Origin of the sequence: Cupriavidus sp. U2 (assembly GCF_009663685.2) — a bacterium.
GTDB classification, from domain to species: Bacteria; Pseudomonadota; Gammaproteobacteria; order Burkholderiales; family Burkholderiaceae; genus Cupriavidus; species Cupriavidus necator_C.
Genome location: NZ_RCOG02000018.1, coordinates 26,670 through 43,356 on the forward strand (window position 1 = coordinate 26,670; position 16,687 = coordinate 43,356).

Sequence of the window (16,687 nt, forward strand, 5' to 3'; positions counted from 1 at the left end):
AACACACTCCTGAAAACGGCTCCGCATTGGAGCCGGCTCCGTCCCGAGGGTTCCTGCCGGGGAAATACCCGGCATCAGCGATGTGATGCCGGATCGACAGGGGGTCAGAGCATACGCTTCACGGCATGGAAGCATACCAGCGCGATGCCGATCAGCACTGCCCACAGGATCAGCTTCGGCACCGGGCTCGGCGGCAATTGCTGTGCCGGCGTGCGTCGGGGGGCGGGTGCGCGCATGCGGGTGTTGGACTGCAGCCCGCGCGTATGCCAGATGGCGGTGTCCGCGCCAAGGTCGTGCCATGTGGCGCTGTGACGCGACGTGCTCGTGTGCGGCTTGTCGGCGCGCGGCGTGGTCGGGCGCGTGCCGCCCGGTCGTTGTGTGGCCATCTTCTGCTCCCCGAAAATGCATCGAATGCCTGTCCGACGAGGTCTTGTGCCGCCGGTACACATGCGTTGCCGGCCAATCTGCTGCTGCCCTTCAATGCGCAGCAGATGTTAAGACATCGCCCATGCGTCCGCTACGGCGCTTCAATGCCGAACCCACAGTTTGGCGAGCGCTCGCCCAGGGAAGTTTGTAACCAGCTGTTACGGCCACGACGAAGGGCCGCTTGCGCCACTATCCGGGCCCGCTTAAAGGGGTCTCATCCCGGTGGGTCCCTCCGTGCGATGGCCATCGCTTCACGGCGGAACGCATGACCCATATGGTGATAGAACGGATGCGGGTTGAACTGGCGCGACAGGAACGACGCCAGCAGCGATGCCGCCAGCAGGAAGATGGTCAGATCCTGCGTGCGCGTCATTTCCATCACGATCACGCTGGCGGTGATGGGCGCCTGCGTAGCCGCCGCCAGGAAGGCCGCCATCGACACCAGCGCCAGCACGCGCGGCTCGGCCATGCCCGACATGAAATGGGTCACAAAATCGGCAATGTTCGCGCCGATGCCGGCACCGATGGCCAGCGCCGGGGTGAAGATCCCGCCCGGAATGCCCGCGAAGTACGACACCACCGTGGCCACGAACTTGGCCAGCCCGAACCACAGCGTGCTGTGCGGCTCGCCATTGATCAGGCCGGACGCCTGCTCGTAGCCCGTGCCGAACGTGGCGCCAGCGGTGGCCCAGCCCACCACGGCCACGACCAGCCCGCACAGGAAGGCCAGCCAGACCGGATGCGCGGTCGTCCAGCCGCGCCAGGCCGATGGCACCAGGCCGGGCACGCCGCGAATCAGCAGCTTGGCGAACAGGCCACCGGCCACCCCGTTGACCACCGCGCACAGCAGGACCGGGCCCCAGGCATCGTGCAGCACCAGCATCGGCACCTTCACGCTGAAGTACGGGTTGTTGCCCAGCACGGCCAGCGACAGGAAGCCCGCTGTCAGCACACCGGACAGCACCAGCCTGTCCCACCGCACGGACGTGCCGCGACCCAGTTCCTCGATGGCGAAGACCACGCCGGCCAGCGGCGTGTTGAACGCAGCCGCCAGGCCGCCGGCCGCGCCGGCCGCGATCAGCGAACTGGGATGAAAGCCAATGCGGAAGCGCAGCTTCTGCTGGCACCACTGCCCCCAGGCCAGCATGGCAGCGGCCCCCACCTGGACCGACGGACCTTCGCGCCCCACCGACGCGCCCGCCAGCAGCGCCCCGGCAGTCAGCAGCACCTTCCACATCGATTGCCGGAACGACACGAGCACAGTCTGCGCCACGCCAGCCGGCGGCAACGTTACGGCCGCGATCACCTGCGGAATGCCGGAGCCGCGCGCCTGCGGCGCCAGCCGGATCGTCAGCCAGCGCAGCGCGGCCAGGCCGAAGGGCAGCATCACGAATGCCAGCCACGGCGTGGCCATGGTCAGCTTCGCGTTCCAGCGCAGCGCAATTTCGGCGATGTAGGCAAAGACCATCGAGAACAGCGCCACCCCGCCAGCGCCGCACATGAACGCCGCATAGCGCATCGACGTGCGGGAGATACGGCCCACCTGGCGCGTCTTGCGATTCGCCGCGCGGCGCGCGTGAACGCGGAGTTCGCCGAGCCGGTTGCGGCGCGCGGCAGGTTCGGATGGCGCATTGGCGTCAGGAAGGTTCGAATCAGGCGGCTCGACAGGGTCGGTCATGGCGTCGATGCGGAAAGCATGCGGGGGCGTAAAAAACGCCCTCAACTATACGCCCCTGATTTTCCGCCACGCACGTGTCCGCCGCGCCGGCTCAGTCCAGGCTGATGCTGTTGGCGCGAATCACCTTGCCCCAGTTGTCGCGATCGGCTTGCACGTAGCGGTCGATCTCGGCCTGGCTGCGCGGCTGTTGCACGATCAGTCCCAGCGCGTTGAACGTGTTGCGGAACGGCGTCTCGGTCAGCACGTGCGACGCGGCAGCCTGCAGTCTGGCGACAGCCTCCGGCGGCGTCTGGGCCGGCACGGCCAGGCCGAACCATGTCGCCGCATGGAAGTTGGGGTATCCGCTTTCGGCAACCGTCGGCACATTGGGCAGGACATCGAGCCGCGAGCGGCCCGTCACGGCCAGCGCCTTGAGCTTGCCGGCCTTGATATGCGGCAGCGAGGTGCTGACCACGTCCACCATCAGCTGCGTATCGTTGGCCAGCAGCGACGCCAGCGCCGGCGCGCTGCCGTTGTAGGGCACGTGTGTCATCTCGATGCCCAGCTCCGACTTCAGCATTTCCGTGGCCAGTTGCAGCGGATTGCCAAGCCCCACCGACGAATAGTTGAGCTTGCCACCCGCCGCCCGGGCGTATGCGGCAAAGTCCTTGATGCTGCTGGCCGGCACCTGATTGTTGGTGACCACCACCAGCGGCACCTCGATGCCGATCAGGATGACCTTGAAGTCCTTCGGGTCGTAGCCGGTCTTCTTGTAGAGCATCGGGTTCAGCACCATGCTGGCGCTGCTGCCCATCAGCACCGTGTAGCCATCCGGCTGCGCTCGTGCCACGCCCTGCGTGCCCACCATCGTATTGGCGCCGGGCCGGTTCTCCACCACCACGGGCTGCTTCAGCTCGCGCGCCATGCCTTCGGCCATCGCGCGGCCAAACTGGTCGGTCGAGCCGCCCGGCGTGTATGGGACGACGAGCTTGACCGGCCGGTCGGGATAGGCGGCCAGCGTGGGCGCAGTGAACGCAACCGCCAACAAGGCGGCGCAGAGGGTGAGGGAAATACGGTGCATGGTTGTCTCCTGCTTTATAGGAATGGAATCGCGATGCCGCGCCTGCCCTCTCCCCCGCCCTTCTTCAGTCGAGCGGGAGAAGGGCAAGAACCGTGGGGCAAGTCGTGATCAGACCCGCCGCTGGCGGCCAGCCCAGTGCTGGTCCCGCAGCCGGCGCTTGGCCAGCTTGCCGGTTTCGTCGCGCGGCAGCCGCTGGACGACCTCGATCGAGCGCGGCACCTTGAAGCCCGACAGCCGGCCGCGCAGCCATTCGATCACCGCGGCGGACTCCACCTCGGCGCCCGCCACCGGCTCGATCACGCCGTGCAGGCGTTCGCCGTACTCGTCATCCGGCACCCCGAACACCACGCAATCCGCCACGCCCGGATAGCGCGCCAGTTCATGCTCGATCTCGGCCGGATAGATGTTCACGCCGCCCGAGATGACCATGTCCGACGCCCGGTCGCAGATGAACAGATAGCCGTCGGCATCGACGTAGCCCATATCGCCCAGCGTGACGCGCCCGTCGATGTCGATCGCCCGGCGCGCCTTGTCGTTGTTCAGGTAGGTGAAGTCGGGGTAGGCGGGCTGCCGCACGTAGACCAGGCCCACCTCGCCCGGCGCGCACGGCCGGCCGTTCTCGTCGATGATGCGCACGCTGGCGTCGTCCACGGGGCGCCCGGCCGTACCAGGGCGGGCCGCGGCATCCTCTGGCGTGGCCACGGTGACCAGGCCGGCCTCGCTCGATGCGTAGGTTTCGTGGATCACCGGCCCGAACCAGTCGAGCATCGCGCGCTTCACGTCCGGCGAGCACGGCGAGCCGGTGGACGCGACAAAGCGGATCGACGACAGGTCGTACTTCGCGCGCACTTCGGGCGGCAGCTTCAGCAGCCGCACGTACATGATCGGCACCAGATAGAGCACGTCGATGCGGTGCTTTTCCACCAGCGCCAGCACCTGCTCGGCGTCGAAGCGCGGCGCCAGCACCAGCCGCTCTGCCATCTGCAGCGCGTTCTGCACGTACACGCTCGGCGCGCTGTGATACAGCGGCGCCGCCATCAGCGCACGGCAGCCGGGCACGATGCCATAGGCCTGCCGGATCAGTGAGCGCAGGCGGTCCTGCTGCGCGTCCAGGTCCGCCAGCGGCATCGCCTGACGCAACACGCCCTTGGGCCGGCCGGTGGTGCCCGACGTGTAAGCCAGGTGCCCGCGCGGCGCCACGCGCGGCCCGTCGTAGGCGGTCTGCGCGGCCAGCCAGGGTTCGTATTCGATCGCATCGGGATGCGCGCCGCCCACCACCAGCACCGCAACGCCGTCCGGTATTACCGCCCGCACGGCCGGCAGCAGATCGGCATGGACGATCAGCGCGCGTGCACCGCTGTCTTCCAGCAGGTAGCGCACTTCCTCGGCCATGAAATGCCAGTTGATCGGGCAGTAATAGGTGCCTGCCGTGCGGCACGCGAACACCACGTCGGCGAATACCGGGTCATTGCGCAGCAGCACCGCCACCACGCTGCCCTCTTCCAGCCCGAGCCGCCTCAGCCCGCCGGCCAGCCGCATGCCGCGGTCCAGCACCTCCGCGCCGGGACGCTGCAACGATTCGAACCAGAGGTCTGCGGGCATGCGGGGTCTCCTTGTATTGGCTGCCGGCGGCGATGGAATCGCGAATGTCTGCCGATGACTGGCCACTTTAGCGATGCACGCCAGCATCGACAATCCCATCTGACCGAATCACAATGTTGCGTCAAACTTGACATTGCTTTCAGAGTCGTCGCATGGACCTCAACCTTGTGCAGGCCTTCGTGGATATCGTCGAAGCGGGCACCCTGGCCGAGGCGGGACGCCGGCGCGGCGTCACGCGGTCGCAGATCAGCCGGCAGCTTGGGCAGCTGGAAGAACAGGCTGGTGCCATGCTGCTGCGCCGGACCACGCGCCACCTGGAGATGACCGATGCGGGCCAGTCGCTCTACGAGCACGGCCTGCGCATCCTGCAGGAGATGGCCGCCGCGCAGGCCGAGATCGACAGCCTGGGCAAGACGCTGCGCGGCCATGTGCGCGTGAGCGTGCCCACCGGGCTGGGCGACGCCTTTATCGCCCCGCTGCTGCTGCGCTTTGCCGAACTGCACCCGGGTATCTCGCTGCGCGTGTTTTTTGCCAATCGCGTGACCGACCTGATCGCCGCCGAGATCGATGTGGCGCTGAAAGTGACGTCGCTGCCGCCGCTGGACACCGTGGCGCGCGAGGTCTGCGCCATCCGCTGGCAGCTGTGCGCGTCGCCGGAATATCTGGCGCGCACGCCGCCGCTGCAAAAGCCGTCCGATCTGTCTGCGTGCCGGTTCGTTTGCCCGCCCTACACTTCGAGACGTTTCCTATTGACGCTGGGCCGGGATTCCGCGTGCGGGCCGGAGCGGCACGATGTGGAGATCACGCCCTACCTGCAATCCGAACACTTTCCGTTCCTGATGAACGCCGTGCGCCAGGGCCACGGCATCAGCCTGCTACCGGTCTACATGGGCTGGGAAGATGTGCGCCGGGGTACGCTGGTGCCGGTGCTGCCAGACTGGAAGCCCGAAGGCCTTGGCAACCGCCTGTACATCATCACCACGCCAAACCCGCATCTGTCGATGGCTACGCGGGCGCTGATCGGGTTCCTGCGCGAGGCGGTGACGGGATTGCCGGTATTCGCACAAGCCTGACAAAAATCGCCTGTCGACTTTCAAATCGCAAGCTATTATCTCCTTTACTTGCATATCAAAAGTAAAACGAGGAGACGATGGCACATACGGACTTTGCCAATATGCCGTGCCCGGTGGCGCGGTCGATGGCGGTGCTGGGCGAGCGATGGGCAATCCTGCTGATGCGGGAGGCCTACTACGGCAGCTCGCGATTCGACGATTTCGAGAAGCACCTGGGCATTGCGCCCAACATCCTGAGCGCGCGGCTCAAGACGCTGGTCGAGCATGGGCTGCTGGAAAAGGTGCCGGCACCTGGCGGCGGCGCGCGGCAGGTGTACCAGCTGACCGAGATGGGGCGCGACTTCTTCCCCGTCTACGTGTCGCTCAAGGCCTGGGCCGACCGCTGGCTGGCCGACGACAAGGGGCCGCTGACCGTGCTGGAAGACAAGCGCGACGGCGGCGAGATCGTGGCCGGGTGCCTGACCCGGGCCGATGGCAGCACGATCACCGTCGATGACCTGCGTGTGCGGCCCGGCCCCGGCGCCGGCCGGTATCTGCGCGAACGCTTTGGCACGCAACCCGCCACGGAGGCCGCCGATGAGCAAGCCTGACGCATTGACGCTGGACGGCCGGGCCGCCGCCGCGGAGCCGGTCTCCAACGGCGAGATCGCCCGGCGCATTGCCGTGCTGGCTGCGCCGACCAGCCTGGTGGCCTTCCTGCAGGCCGGTTCCCAATTGATCGAAACGTGGCTCGCCGCGCGCCAGGGCACGGAGGCGCTGGCCGGCTGGGCGGTGGTGCTGCCATTCGCGCTGCTGCTGCAGCAGATGTCGACCGGGGCGATGGGCGGCGGCGTGGTGTCGGCCATCGCCCGCGCGCTCGGTGCCGGCAAGCGCGACGATGCGTCGTCGCTGGTCATGCACGCGATGATCATCGCGGTGACAGCGGGCCTGGTCTTCGCGATTGCGCTGGCCGGTTTCCCGCATCAGGTGTTTGGCGCCGTTGGCGGCAGCACGGCGGCCGAAGCGGCCGCGACCTATGCGATCTGGCTGTTCGGCCTGGGTGCGGTGCCGGCGTGGCTGGCCAATACGCTGGCGTCGGTGCTGCGCGGTGGGGGACGCCATGCCCTGGCCGCGCGCGTGCTGGCCGGCATGTGGATCGTGTTCCCCGTGCTGGCGTGGTGGTTTGCCGAAGGACTGGGCATGGGATTGGCTGGCATTGGCGCGGGGCTGGCGGCAGCATCGTGGGCGGCGGCGCTGATGATGGCCTGGGTGGTGATGCGCGGCGGCGCCGGCTTTGTGCCGACGTTGCGCGTGAAGCTGTCGGGTGCGCTGTTCCATCGCATTCTGGCCGTCGGCCTGATCGCCTGCGCGCTGGCATCGGTGGCCAACCTGACGACGATCCTGGTCACGGCGCAGCTGCGTCATTACGGCACCACGGCCGTGGCGGCCTATGGCATTTCGGCGCGGCTGGAATTCCTGATGATTCCGCTGGCATTCGGCGTGGGATCGGCGCTCACGGCGCTGGTGGGCCGCTCGGTGGGCGCTGGCGACTGGCATACGGCGCGCCGTACCGCCTGGGTGGGCGCGCTGCTGGCACTGCTGCTGGCGGGCAGCGTCGGCGCCGCCGTGGGGCTGGCGCCAGGGCAGTTCGCCGCCCTGTTCACCAAGGATGTGGAAGTGGCCGCCATCGCGGCGCGGGCGCTGTCGTGGGTCGGCCCGGCATTCGGCGGATTCGGGCTGGGCATGGCGCTGTACTTCGCCTCGCTGGGCGCCGCGCGCATGCGCTGGCCGATCGTCGCCGGCCTGAGCCGGATCGGCCTGGCCGCGGGCGGCGGCTGGGTGCTGGCCAATGTGGCCGGGATGGGCCTCGACGGCCATTTCCTGGGCGTTGCGCTGGGGATTACCGCTTATGGGCTGGTCACGGCGATGGGGGTGCGCAAAGGGGAGTGGTCGCCGCGTAATGGATGACTGATGGGCTTTTTGACTTGGGGGGGCGGTGGCTCTGGTTGCGGGGGGTCTCGATTTGCAGCGCTTTGCCCTCTCCCGCGGCCCCTCTCCCGCCGGGCGGGAGAGGGGAGAAAGACGGCGGTGTTTCCAAGGCTCTCGGGGTTTTCTTTTTTCCTATGACATTTGCGCTGCTTTGCCCTCTCCCCCGGCCCCTCTCCCGCCGGGTGGGAGAGGGGAGAAAGACGGCGGTGTTTCCAAGGCTCTTGGCTTTTTCTTTTTCCTCTGACATTTGCGCCGCTTTGCCCTATCCCCGGCCCGTCTCCCGCCGGGCGGGAGAGGGGAGAAAGACGCTCGCGCGTGCGGTAGCTACCGCCGGAACCCGCCATGGAAGCGGCCGCCGCCGAATCTACCGCCCCCGCCCGCAAAGCGTCCCTGCCACTGCTGGGCCGCTGCGGTGTTGAAGCGTTGCTGCCCGGCCTGCCGCGCCTGGCGCTGCTGATCGAGCCGGCCCTGCATTTCGCTGTTCTGCTGCATCGGTTCCCAGCCATTGGTGGTGTGCTTCTGCCAGCCGTCGTCGGTGTGCTGGTAGACGTTGCCGTCATGGCCCGCGTAGACGTTGCCGTTGTTCCAGACCACAGCGTTGTCCTTGCCCGGATTGGCGACAAAGCCACGGCTGCCCGCTGTGTACTGGCCGGTCTGCGTATTGCCGGCGATGCCGGCTTCGCCGGCGCCGATGCGTCCGGTCTGGGCGTTATATCCGGCCGCCTGCCGGCCCGCCGCATAGTTGCCCGTGTATTCGTTGCCGGCCACGCCGCCGCGCCCGGCACCCTCGCGTCCCGTTGACGGGTTGGCGAAAGATCCCTGCCGCCCCGCCGCGTAGTTGCCCGAGTATGGATTGAACGCGGCGCCCTGGCTGCCCTGGAAGCGCGCGCCCGTGGCCGGGTTGTAGCCGGCGCCGGCCGTGCCGCGCCACTGCGTGCCCGTCCAGGCGTTCCAGCCTTCGGCATGGGTCACGGTGCCCTGCCCCCAGCGGCCGTAGAAGTTCGCCTGGTTGATATTGACGAAGCTGCCGCCCCCATACCAGTAGGGGCCCCAGTACGGCGCCGCCGCGCCCCAGATCGCGCCGGCCGCGAAGCCGAAGGCGAATCCTTCGGCCACGCCAATGCCGAATCCCGCGCCATAGCCGTAGGTCACCGGGTAGCCGTAGTAGTACGCGCCGACATACGGCGGATAGACATAGCCGGTGCCGTAGACCACCGTGCCGTCCGGGTTCACCACCACGCCCAGGTAGCCGGGCGTGTAGCCGACCACCACCGTGGTCGGCGTGACCGAGTAGATGCGGACGTAGGTCACGTAGTACAGCGGTGAGCTGGGCGGGATCGTGTAGATGGCCGATGGCACCTCGGTGGCCACCTGCCAGGGGCCGCCCGGCGCGCCGGCCGTGAACCAGACGCCGTTGACCACCGCGAAGTAGTGCGACGAATCGACCTCGATCACGGGCGTGGCCGTGTTGACCGCATAGCGCAGCGACGTGCCGGCGATCGACTCGAACTTCGGCGTGCCGTCGTAGGTCACGGCCGTTACGGCCTTGGTGCGCGACACCGACGCCGTCTGCGGAATCGTCGCCGCGATCTCGGCCTCGCGGGCCTGCGGCGTGCCAGGCACCGACACCAGCACGTTGGCCTTCGGGTCCTGCGGCGAGATCTTCGCGAACTCGGCCGGCAATTGGGCGCCCGGCACGTATTCCCACGGGCCATTGAGCATCGCCGCACGGAACCAGCGGCCCGAGATCAGCACGTAGGTCTGGTTGCTCGACGGATCGATGAGCACCGCATGGTCGGCGTTCGACATCGTCAGCAGGCTGGTGCCGCCCACGGGCGTCATCTGCGGCTCGCCCGACGTCTGGATCAGTTCGGCCGGCCGCGTGGCCATCAGCACCACCGGGGCACGCGGCGGTTTCTTGCCGTCGGCGGGCATCATCGGGTCGGGCTTCGGCTCTTCCTTCGATGCGGTGAGCTTGCTGGCTGCGCCCAGCAGCGCGGCAGGCGGGCTGGGCACGGGCTCCCACGTGCCGCCAGCCGATTCCGACCGATACCAGTAGCCGGCCGCCTGCAGCCAGAGTTCGCCGCCGGTATCGCGCAGCAGCAGCGCGCGGCTGTTGATGGCCCGCTCGTACGATGTGCCGGCCACCTGGCGCCAGGCCGGGTCGCCATCGACATGGACCATCAGCGTGGGCGTGGTGGCAAACAGGATCTCCGGCGCGTCGTTCCTTACCGGCACGCGCTGCGCCTTTGCCAGCTGCTGCGACACCGCGTAGCTGGCCTGCAGCTCTTCGAGCGGCACGGTCAGCCCCTGCGGCGACAGCCGGCCGATCAGCGCCTGCCGTACCTTGTCGGCAGCGTCGGGGCGGGTCGGCACGTCAACGCTGTCGATCTGGATATTCGTCAGTTGCACCAGCGATGACGGCTTGTCGATATCGGCCTGCGCCGAGAAGCGCGCCACGCCATAGACCGGCGTGCCCTGCTTGGCGCCGATGGCCACGGCGGCCCGGCCCGACAGCCTGTTGCCGTCCCATTTCTCGATGTCGGGCTGGTAGAGCTCCACGTGGTCGCCAGCCACCTCGAAATTGCGCGGCCAGGTCAGCGGCGCCAGCTTTTGCGCGGCACTGGCTGCGGACGCGGACTTGGCGGACACCCCCGCCGGCAGGGCGGCCAACAGCGCCACGGCAAGCAAGGTCAGGCCCAGACGGGCGGGCTTCGCACAGGACATGGAATCTCCAACATTCGGCGTCAGATGAATCTAAATTAGTGCGGTGGCCGGAACAATGTGCGGCAAAAACATTCATCGGCCCTGCGCAAACCGGACAGATCACATGGGCGCCTCAAAGTGGTGCACGGCGCATTTTTCGTTGGATGCCCGCCCTTGAAGCACAGCCTGCGCAGCCTCACCTACACTCGAATCCGACTCTGACGCCCCTGCCATGAGTACCAGGCGCTCCCGCCGTTCCCTGCTGGTTCCCACTGCGATCGTTGCCGCGCTGCACGCCTATATCGGCGCGCGGCTGCTGCCCGCCCTGCCCCTGCCGGCCGCGGTCCATATGCTGGCCGTGCTGTGGCTGATCGCTTCGACATTGCTGATTCCGGCCGCGCTGATGGCCCGGCGCCTGGCCGGAGACTGGGCCGATCGCCTGAGCTGGTTCGGCATGCTCGCAATGGGATTCTTCTCATCGCTGCTGGTGCTGACCTTTGCGCGCGACATCTTCCTGCTGGTGGCCATGCTGGCCCGCTGGCAGCCGGCGGGGCTGGCGTTCTACAGCGCGTCGGCGGTGGTGGGGCTGGCGGTGGCCGTATCGGTGATCGGCTACTTCAATGCGCGCGGCCTGGCGCAGGTGAAGAGGGTCGATGTGCCGATCGCCAACCTGCCGCAGGAATTTGAAGGTTTTACGATCGCGCAGATCAGCGATATTCACGTGGGGCCGACCATCAAGGCGCCCTACCTGAACCGCATCGTCGACAGCGTGAACGCGCTGAAGCCCGACGCCATCGCCATTACCGGCGATCTCGTGGATGGTTCGGTGCGCGAGCTGTCGGCCCACACGGCGCCGTTTGCGCGGCTGTCGGCGCCGCATGGTGCCTACGTGGTGACGGGCAACCACGAGTATTACTCGGGCGCGGAGCCGTGGATCGAGGAACTGACCCGGCTGGGCCTGCGCGTGCTGATGAACGAGCACGTGGTGGTGGCGCGCGGCGAGGCATCGCTGGTGCTGGGCGGCGTGACCGATTTCACGGCCGGCGGCTTTATCGAGAGCCATCGCAGCGACCCCGTACGCGCGCTGCACGGGGCACCGGCCAACGCCGCGGCACGCGTGCTGCTGGCCCACCAGCCGCGCTCGGCCCCAGCGGCCGCCGCGGCCGGATTCGACCTGCAACTGTCCGGACACACCCATGGCGGCCAGTTCTGGCCGTGGAACCTGTTCGTGCCGATGCAGCAGCCCTATGTGCATGGGCTGAACCGGCATGAAAACATGTGGGTCTACGTGAGCCGCGGAACGGGCTACTGGGGTCCGCCAAAGCGGTTTGGCGCGCCGTCGGAGATCACGCTGGTGAGACTTGTGCGGGCTTGAGGCTGCCACTGACCTGCATGCTCCCCTCTCCCGCGTGCGGGAGAGGGGTTGGGGGAGAGGGCATGGAGGTTCTACTTGCCAGCTTGCCGTAATTTGAACCGCCGGGCCCTCTCCCCCGCCCCTCTCCCATCCATGGGAGAGGGGAGAAAACCGAACCTGTCGCCGGTATCACGCTGGTGAGACTCGTCCGGGCTTGAGGCTGCCACTGACCTGCGTGCTCCCCTCTCCCGCGTGCGGGAGAGGGGTTGGGGGAGAGGGCATGGAGTTTCTGCTTGCCAGCTTGCCGTAATTTGAACCGCCGGGCCCTCTCCCCCGCCCCTCTCCCATCCATGGGAGAGGGGAGAAAACCGAACCTGTCGCCGATCAGCGAGTAATCGGCTTGTAGCGGATGCGCTTCGGCTTGGCGGCTTCTTCGCCCAGGCGCTTCTTCTTGTCGGCTTCGTATTCCTGGTAGTTGCCGGGGAAGAACTCCACATGCGAATCGCCTTCGAAGGCGAGGATGTGGGTGGCGATGCGGTCCAGGAACCAGCGGTCGTGGGAGATCACCATGACGCAGCCGGCGAATTCCAGCAGTGCGTCTTCCAGCGCACGCAGCGTTTCCACGTCGAGGTCGTTCGACGGTTCATCGAGCAGCAGCACGTTGCCGCCCGCAATCAGCGTCTTGGCCATGTGCAGCCGGCCGCGTTCACCGCCCGACAGCGTGCCAACGGTCTTCTGCTGGTCGCCGCCCTTGAAGTTGAAGCGGCCGATGTACGCGCGCGACGGCGTTTCGTAGCGGCCCACGGTCAGGATGTCCGACCCGCCGGAGATTTCCTCGAACACGGTCTTGCTGCCATCCAGCGCGTCGCGGCTCTGGTCGACGAATGCCATCTTCACGGTGGGCCCGATCTTGATTTCGCCGCTGTCCGGCTTTTCCTTGCCGGTCAGCATCTTGAAGAACGTGGACTTGCCGGCGCCGTTCGGGCCGATGATGCCGACGATGGCGCCCGGCGGCACCTTGAAGCTCAGGTTCTCGATCAGCATGCGGTCGCCAAAGCCCTTGCTGACGTTGTCGAACTCGATAACCTCGTTACCCAGGCGCTCGCCCACGGGGATGAAGATTTCCTGGGTTTCGTTGCGCTTCTGGTATTCCTGGCTGTTCAGCTCGTCGAAACGGGCCAAACGCGCCTTGGACTTGGCCTGGCGGCCCTTCGGGTTCTGGCGCACCCACTCCAGTTCCTTGTTCAGCGCCTTCTGGCGGGCCGACTCGGTGGCCTCTTCCTGCTTCAGGCGGTCTTCCTTCTGCTCCAGCCACGAACTGTAATTGCCCTTCCAGGGGATGCCGTGGCCGCGGTCCAGTTCCAGAATCCACTCGGCGGCGTTGTCCAGGAAGTAGCGATCGTGGGTGACGGCCACCACGGTGCCCGGGAAGCGCGTCAGGAACTGTTCGAGCCAGTCCACCGATTCGGCGTCCAGGTGGTTGGTCGGTTCGTCGAGCAGCAGCATGTCGGGGCGCGACAGCAGCAGGCGGCACAGCGCCACGCGGCGCTTCTCGCCACCGGACAGATGGCCGATCCTGGCGTCCCACGGCGGCAGGCGCAGCGCGTCGGCGGCAATTTCCAGCTGAAGTTCGACGTTGTTGCCATCGCTGGCGGCCAGGATCGCCTCGTACTTGGCCTGGTCGGCGGCCAGCGCGTCGAAGTCTGCGTCCGGCTCGGCGTACGCGGCGTAGATCTCGTCAAGCTTCTTGCGGGCCTCGAACACGCCGCCCAGGGCTTCTTCCACCGATTCGCGGACGGTCTGCTCTGGGTCGAGCTGCGGTTCCTGCGGCAGGTAGCCGATGTTCAGGTTCGGCATCGGCGTGGCATCGCCTTCGATCTCCTTGTCGAGACCAGCCATGATCTTCAGCAGCGTGGACTTGCCCGAGCCGTTCAGGCCCAGCACGCCGATCTTGGCACCGGGGAAGAAGGACAGCGAGATGTCCTTGAGAATGTGACGCTTGGGCGGAACGATCTTGCCCACGCGGTTCATGGTGAAAACGTACTGTGCCATGGAGCGTGTTCGGTTGGATTCGGTTGGAATGCGGGGAATGGCGGGAGTGTAGCAAACGGACCGGCCCCCATCGGCCACCACTCGCCCGGCCCGGCAGCCGACGGCCGCGGCCGGTACAATGGCGGGTTTCGCATCGACGCAGTTTTTACCCCGATTCCCATGAGCAAACCCGCCCTGACCCTCAAGTTCAAGTGCAAGAAGTGCGCAAAACCCGTCACGCTGTATCTGCAGAAGACGTCGGCGTGCTCGCACATCACGCCGTACCAGGGCTTCTGCAAGTGCGGCGAAATGATGCGCCACGCCCTGGGCGACAAGGATGCCGTGGAGTCGTTCGTGCATTCGATGGATAACAGCTGGATGCATCACCACCATCACCACCACTGACATGACCGAAGGCTGGCGGCCGGGCGTGAAAGACCCGATGCGATTCCTGGGCGGCTATCCGCCCAACGTGCTCGACCAGGTGCGCGCCGCGATGGCGGCCGGCACGCTGGGCGACCACATCGCGCGCCGCTACCCCGGGCGTCACACGATCCAGACCGACCGCGCGCTCTACGAATACACGGCCGAGATCAAGCAGGAATACCTGCGCAGCGCCCCGCCGCTGCACAAGGTGGGCTACGACGCGCGGCTCGACACCGCGCAGCACGCGCTGGGCCTGCACACGGCCATTTCGCGCGTACAGGGCGGCAAGCTGAAGGCGAAGAAGGAAATCCGCGTGGCGTCGCTATTCAAGGAGGCGCCGCCCGAATTCCTGCGGATGATCGTGGTGCACGAACTGGCGCACCTGAAGGAATCGGACCACAACAAGGCGTTCTATCGGCTCTGCGAGCATATGGAACCGCAGTATCACCAGCTGGAATTCGATACGCGCCTGTTCCTGGCGTGGCGGGAAACGGAAAAGGCGGACAGCCGCGAAGCCGCCCGCCCCTAAATCCGCCGACTACTGCTTCGTAGTCGAATCTTCAAATTTTCAGATCTTCAGTCGCAGCTGTAGCGGAACCTGTCGTTCAGGGCGAGCGGCAGCACCAGCGTGTGCAGGTTCAGCGCCTGGGCCTTGGCACAGAGCTTCTGCCGCGTGGCGGCATCTTTCCACTTCGACTGGTATTCGACGTTGAACACGGGCTTGCCCTGCACGGTGAAGGCCGAATAGCCGCTGCACTCGTTGTACTGGAAGCACTGCTCGTTGACCGCGAAATCGAACGACGGCGCCAGGTCGCTCAACTGCGCGACGGCGTTCTTCAGGCCGATGGCCAGGCCCCGGGCATGCGCCTGATCGGCCAGGAAGCGGTTGTAGTCGAGCTGCGTGGCGGCGGTGAGCGGCAGGCCCGGGTTGTTGGTATAGCCGTCGACGTTGTCGGCGTCGATACCATCGCAGCCCTTCGATATCGCCAGATCCATGCGCGCCTGCATGATCGCGCGCACGTTGGCCGAGCGCGTATCGAGCCAGCGTTCGCCCGCCCAGCCATCGAGCGCGTTGCCCATGTCCGCCGGCTTGAACTTCGCGTAGTCGGGGCGCCAGTCCTCGCTGCTGCCCGCAGAGAAATAGCACACCACCCGCTTGCCCTGCGCCTTCAGCGCATCGATGGTGGCTTGCGGTGTATCGAACAGGTCGATGTCGTACACCGCGACGTTGTAGCTGGTGTTGATCGTGCCTTGCAGCTGAAGCTGCCACGTGTCGGTGAGCGACGGCATCCAGCGCGTGGGGCTGGCCGTGACACTGCTGCTGACGGCCTGCGTGGAAAGCGTGGATGCCTCGGACACGCGCACCACCGATCCGCCGCTATCGTCACCACCCCCGCCGCAAGCGGCCAGCGTGGCGACGAGACTTGCCAGGGCCAGTCGCACCGGGCGACGGCCTGCCAGTTTGCTGTGCATGTTTGACCTCTCCTGTTGTACCCAACAAAGAACTACCACTGATGTCTTGCCCTTTTTGAAAAGGGTCGATCTGGCGTGACGCCGATTATGCGCGAGACAAGCGCCGATGCCATCGCCTTGAGGTTGACCGCCTCAGCCATCGCGTTTTTGGTTGTCGGTACCTGCCCCGCCGTGGGCTGCCGTCGAAAGACCGTCGTCGAGCGGGAGGCCAGAAATGCAAAAAAGCCACGCTTTTCGCGTGGCTTTTTTATATGAAACTGGTGCCGGCTGCAGGACTCGAACCCGCCACCTGATGATTACAAATCAACTGCTCTACCTGATGAGCTAAGCCGGCATGTTTGGTGCAGACCGCGATTCTACTGCATGCGGTGTGTCTTGGCGATGGCTTATTTGACCACCTTCAGGGACGGCTTCTTGCCGCCGATGCGGGGTACGGGCGGCGGGTTCGGATCGTCGTCCGAGCCGTCTGCGCCCTCTTCCGCGGTGACCGGTGCTGGCGTGTCGGCGTCTACCGGGGCCAGTTTCGGGGGCGGGTTGTTTTCGCGTTCCGTGGCGGCCTGGGTTTCGGGGACGCTGCGTTCCACCGGGAATGCCATGCCCTGGCCGTTCTCGCGCGCGTAGATCGCCAGCACGTTTTCCACGGGCACGTCGATCTTGCGCGAAACGCCACCGAAGCGTGCGCTGAAGGTAATCCACTCGTTGCCCATGTCCAGGCCGCTGGTCGCGTCGAAGCTCACGTTCAGCACGATTTCGTTGTTCTTTACGAACTCGCGCGGCACGTTGGTGTTGCCGTCGACAAAGACTGCGATATACGGCGTGAAGCCGTTATCGGTACACCATTCGTAAATGGCGCGGATCAGGTAGGGCTTGGTGGAAGTTTCTGGCATTAC

At 66.5% G+C, this 16,687-nt stretch carries 14 protein-coding genes and 1 tRNA gene; 6 read left to right on the forward strand and 9 right to left on the reverse strand.

Annotated elements, in window-relative coordinates:
* Window positions 1-104: 104 nt before the first annotated feature.
* The 4 genes from D9X30_RS14835 to D9X30_RS14850 all read right to left on the reverse strand — a co-directional run bounded on the left by D9X30_RS14835 (window position 105) and on the right by D9X30_RS14850 (window position 4,766).
* Window positions 105-386: a hypothetical protein gene (locus D9X30_RS14835; protein ID WP_153949144.1), complete on the reverse strand. Its 282-nt coding sequence runs from the start codon at window positions 384-386 to the stop codon at window positions 105-107.
* A gap of 254 nt (window positions 387-640) precedes the next feature.
* Window positions 641-2,104: a chloride channel protein gene (locus D9X30_RS14840; RefSeq protein ID WP_153949143.1), complete on the reverse strand. Its 1,464-nt coding sequence runs from the start codon at window positions 2,102-2,104 to the stop codon at window positions 641-643.
* Between the two features lie 91 nt (window positions 2,105-2,195).
* The gene (locus D9X30_RS14845) at window positions 2,196-3,164 is read right to left on the reverse strand and encodes a Bug family tripartite tricarboxylate transporter substrate binding protein (RefSeq protein ID WP_153949142.1); all 969 of its coding nucleotides are present in this window, start codon (window positions 3,162-3,164) and stop codon (window positions 2,196-2,198) included.
* A 108-nt stretch (window positions 3,165-3,272) separates the two neighbouring features.
* Window positions 3,273-4,766 (reverse strand): acyl-CoA synthetase, encoded by a 1,494-nt coding sequence (locus D9X30_RS14850; protein ID WP_153949141.1) that lies wholly within the window; start codon window positions 4,764-4,766, stop codon window positions 3,273-3,275.
* Between the two features lie 152 nt (window positions 4,767-4,918).
* On the opposite strand from D9X30_RS14850, the gene D9X30_RS14855 reads away from it, so the two are divergent.
* The 3 genes from D9X30_RS14855 to D9X30_RS14865 all read left to right on the forward strand — a co-directional run bounded on the left by D9X30_RS14855 (window position 4,919) and on the right by D9X30_RS14865 (window position 7,786).
* Window positions 4,919-5,839, forward strand: a complete 921-nt coding sequence (locus D9X30_RS14855; RefSeq protein ID WP_153949140.1) for a LysR family transcriptional regulator — start codon at window positions 4,919-4,921, stop codon at window positions 5,837-5,839.
* 77 nt (window positions 5,840-5,916) lie between these two features.
* Entirely contained in the window at window positions 5,917-6,429 is a 513-nt protein-coding gene (locus tag D9X30_RS14860) for a winged helix-turn-helix transcriptional regulator (RefSeq protein WP_153949139.1), read from the forward strand.
* Window positions 6,416-7,786, forward strand: a complete 1,371-nt coding sequence (locus D9X30_RS14865; RefSeq protein WP_153949138.1) for an MATE family efflux transporter — start codon at window positions 6,416-6,418, stop codon at window positions 7,784-7,786. Before D9X30_RS14860 ends, D9X30_RS14865 begins: the two co-directional genes overlap by 14 nt.
* 345 nt (window positions 7,787-8,131) lie before the next feature.
* On the opposite strand, the gene D9X30_RS14870 is transcribed toward D9X30_RS14865, so the two are convergent.
* Window positions 8,132-10,534 (reverse strand): carbohydrate-binding family V/XII, encoded by a 2,403-nt coding sequence (locus tag D9X30_RS14870; RefSeq protein ID WP_153949137.1) that lies wholly within the window; start codon window positions 10,532-10,534, stop codon window positions 8,132-8,134.
* A gap of 211 nt (window positions 10,535-10,745) precedes the next feature.
* On the opposite strand from D9X30_RS14870, the gene D9X30_RS14875 reads away from it, so the two are divergent.
* Window positions 10,746-11,888: a metallophosphoesterase gene (locus tag D9X30_RS14875; protein WP_153949136.1), complete on the forward strand. Its 1,143-nt coding sequence runs from the start codon at window positions 10,746-10,748 to the stop codon at window positions 11,886-11,888.
* Between the two features lie 363 nt (window positions 11,889-12,251).
* Here D9X30_RS14875 and ettA read toward each other — a convergent pair whose 3' ends face one another.
* Window positions 12,252-13,919 carry an energy-dependent translational throttle protein EttA gene (ettA, locus tag D9X30_RS14880; RefSeq protein WP_153949135.1) on the reverse strand — a complete coding sequence of 556 codons (1,668 nt, stop codon included), beginning with the start codon at window positions 13,917-13,919 and terminating at the stop codon, window positions 12,252-12,254.
* A gap of 159 nt (window positions 13,920-14,078) precedes the next feature.
* On the opposite strand from ettA, the gene D9X30_RS14885 reads away from it, so the two are divergent.
* Together D9X30_RS14885 and D9X30_RS14890 are read left to right on the forward strand one after the other, a co-directional pair.
* Window positions 14,079-14,303 carry a hypothetical protein gene (locus tag D9X30_RS14885; RefSeq protein ID WP_092602214.1) on the forward strand — a complete coding sequence of 75 codons (225 nt, stop codon included), beginning with the start codon at window positions 14,079-14,081 and terminating at the stop codon, window positions 14,301-14,303.
* 37 nt (window positions 14,304-14,340) lie between these two features.
* A complete protein-coding gene (locus D9X30_RS14890; RefSeq protein WP_153949173.1) occupies window positions 14,341-14,853 on the forward strand; it encodes a M48 family metallopeptidase in 513 nt (170 codons plus the stop codon).
* Between the two features lie 47 nt (window positions 14,854-14,900).
* On the opposite strand, the gene D9X30_RS14895 is transcribed toward D9X30_RS14890, so the two are convergent.
* The 3 genes from D9X30_RS14895 to D9X30_RS14905 form a co-directional block, all read right to left on the reverse strand.
* Window positions 14,901-15,797, reverse strand: a complete 897-nt coding sequence (locus D9X30_RS14895) for an endo alpha-1,4 polygalactosaminidase (RefSeq protein ID WP_153949134.1) — start codon at window positions 15,795-15,797, stop codon at window positions 14,901-14,903.
* A gap of 258 nt (window positions 15,798-16,055) precedes the next feature.
* Window positions 16,056-16,131, reverse strand: a tRNA-Thr gene (locus D9X30_RS14900).
* Window positions 16,132-16,183: 52 nt separating this feature from the next.
* Window positions 16,184-16,684: a ClpXP protease specificity-enhancing factor gene (locus D9X30_RS14905; protein ID WP_092602079.1), complete on the reverse strand. Its 501-nt coding sequence runs from the start codon at window positions 16,682-16,684 to the stop codon at window positions 16,184-16,186.
* Window positions 16,685-16,687: the final 3 nt, after the last annotated feature.

What these genes read in the sequence shown, in the direction of transcription:
- D9X30_RS14835 (WP_153949144.1), bottom strand. Translation starts at nt 386, where the DNA reads ATGGCCACACAACGACCGGGCGGCACGCGCCCGACCACGCCGCGCGCC.
- D9X30_RS14840 (WP_153949143.1), bottom strand. Translation starts at nt 2,104, where the DNA reads ATGACCGACCCTGTCGAGCCGCCTGATTCGAACCTTCCTGACGCCAAT.
- D9X30_RS14845 (WP_153949142.1), bottom strand. Translation starts at nt 3,164, where the DNA reads ATGCACCGTATTTCCCTCACCCTCTGCGCCGCCTTGTTGGCGGTTGCG.
- D9X30_RS14850 (WP_153949141.1), bottom strand. Translation starts at nt 4,766, where the DNA reads ATGCCCGCAGACCTCTGGTTCGAATCGTTGCAGCGTCCCGGCGCGGAG.
- D9X30_RS14855 (WP_153949140.1), top strand. Translation starts at nt 4,919, where the DNA reads ATGGACCTCAACCTTGTGCAGGCCTTCGTGGATATCGTCGAAGCGGGC.
- D9X30_RS14860 (WP_153949139.1), top strand. Translation starts at nt 5,917, where the DNA reads ATGGCACATACGGACTTTGCCAATATGCCGTGCCCGGTGGCGCGGTCG.
- D9X30_RS14865 (WP_153949138.1), top strand. Translation starts at nt 6,416, where the DNA reads ATGAGCAAGCCTGACGCATTGACGCTGGACGGCCGGGCCGCCGCCGCG.
- D9X30_RS14870 (WP_153949137.1), bottom strand. Translation starts at nt 10,534, where the DNA reads ATGTCCTGTGCGAAGCCCGCCCGTCTGGGCCTGACCTTGCTTGCCGTG.
- D9X30_RS14875 (WP_153949136.1), top strand. Translation starts at nt 10,746, where the DNA reads ATGAGTACCAGGCGCTCCCGCCGTTCCCTGCTGGTTCCCACTGCGATC.
- ettA (WP_153949135.1), bottom strand. Translation starts at nt 13,919, where the DNA reads ATGGCACAGTACGTTTTCACCATGAACCGCGTGGGCAAGATCGTTCCG.
- D9X30_RS14885 (WP_092602214.1), top strand. Translation starts at nt 14,079, where the DNA reads ATGAGCAAACCCGCCCTGACCCTCAAGTTCAAGTGCAAGAAGTGCGCA.
- D9X30_RS14890 (WP_153949173.1), top strand. Translation starts at nt 14,341, where the DNA reads ATGCGATTCCTGGGCGGCTATCCGCCCAACGTGCTCGACCAGGTGCGC.
- D9X30_RS14895 (WP_153949134.1), bottom strand. Translation starts at nt 15,797, where the DNA reads ATGCACAGCAAACTGGCAGGCCGTCGCCCGGTGCGACTGGCCCTGGCA.
- D9X30_RS14905 (WP_092602079.1), bottom strand. Translation starts at nt 16,684, where the DNA reads ATGCCAGAAACTTCCACCAAGCCCTACCTGATCCGCGCCATTTACGAA.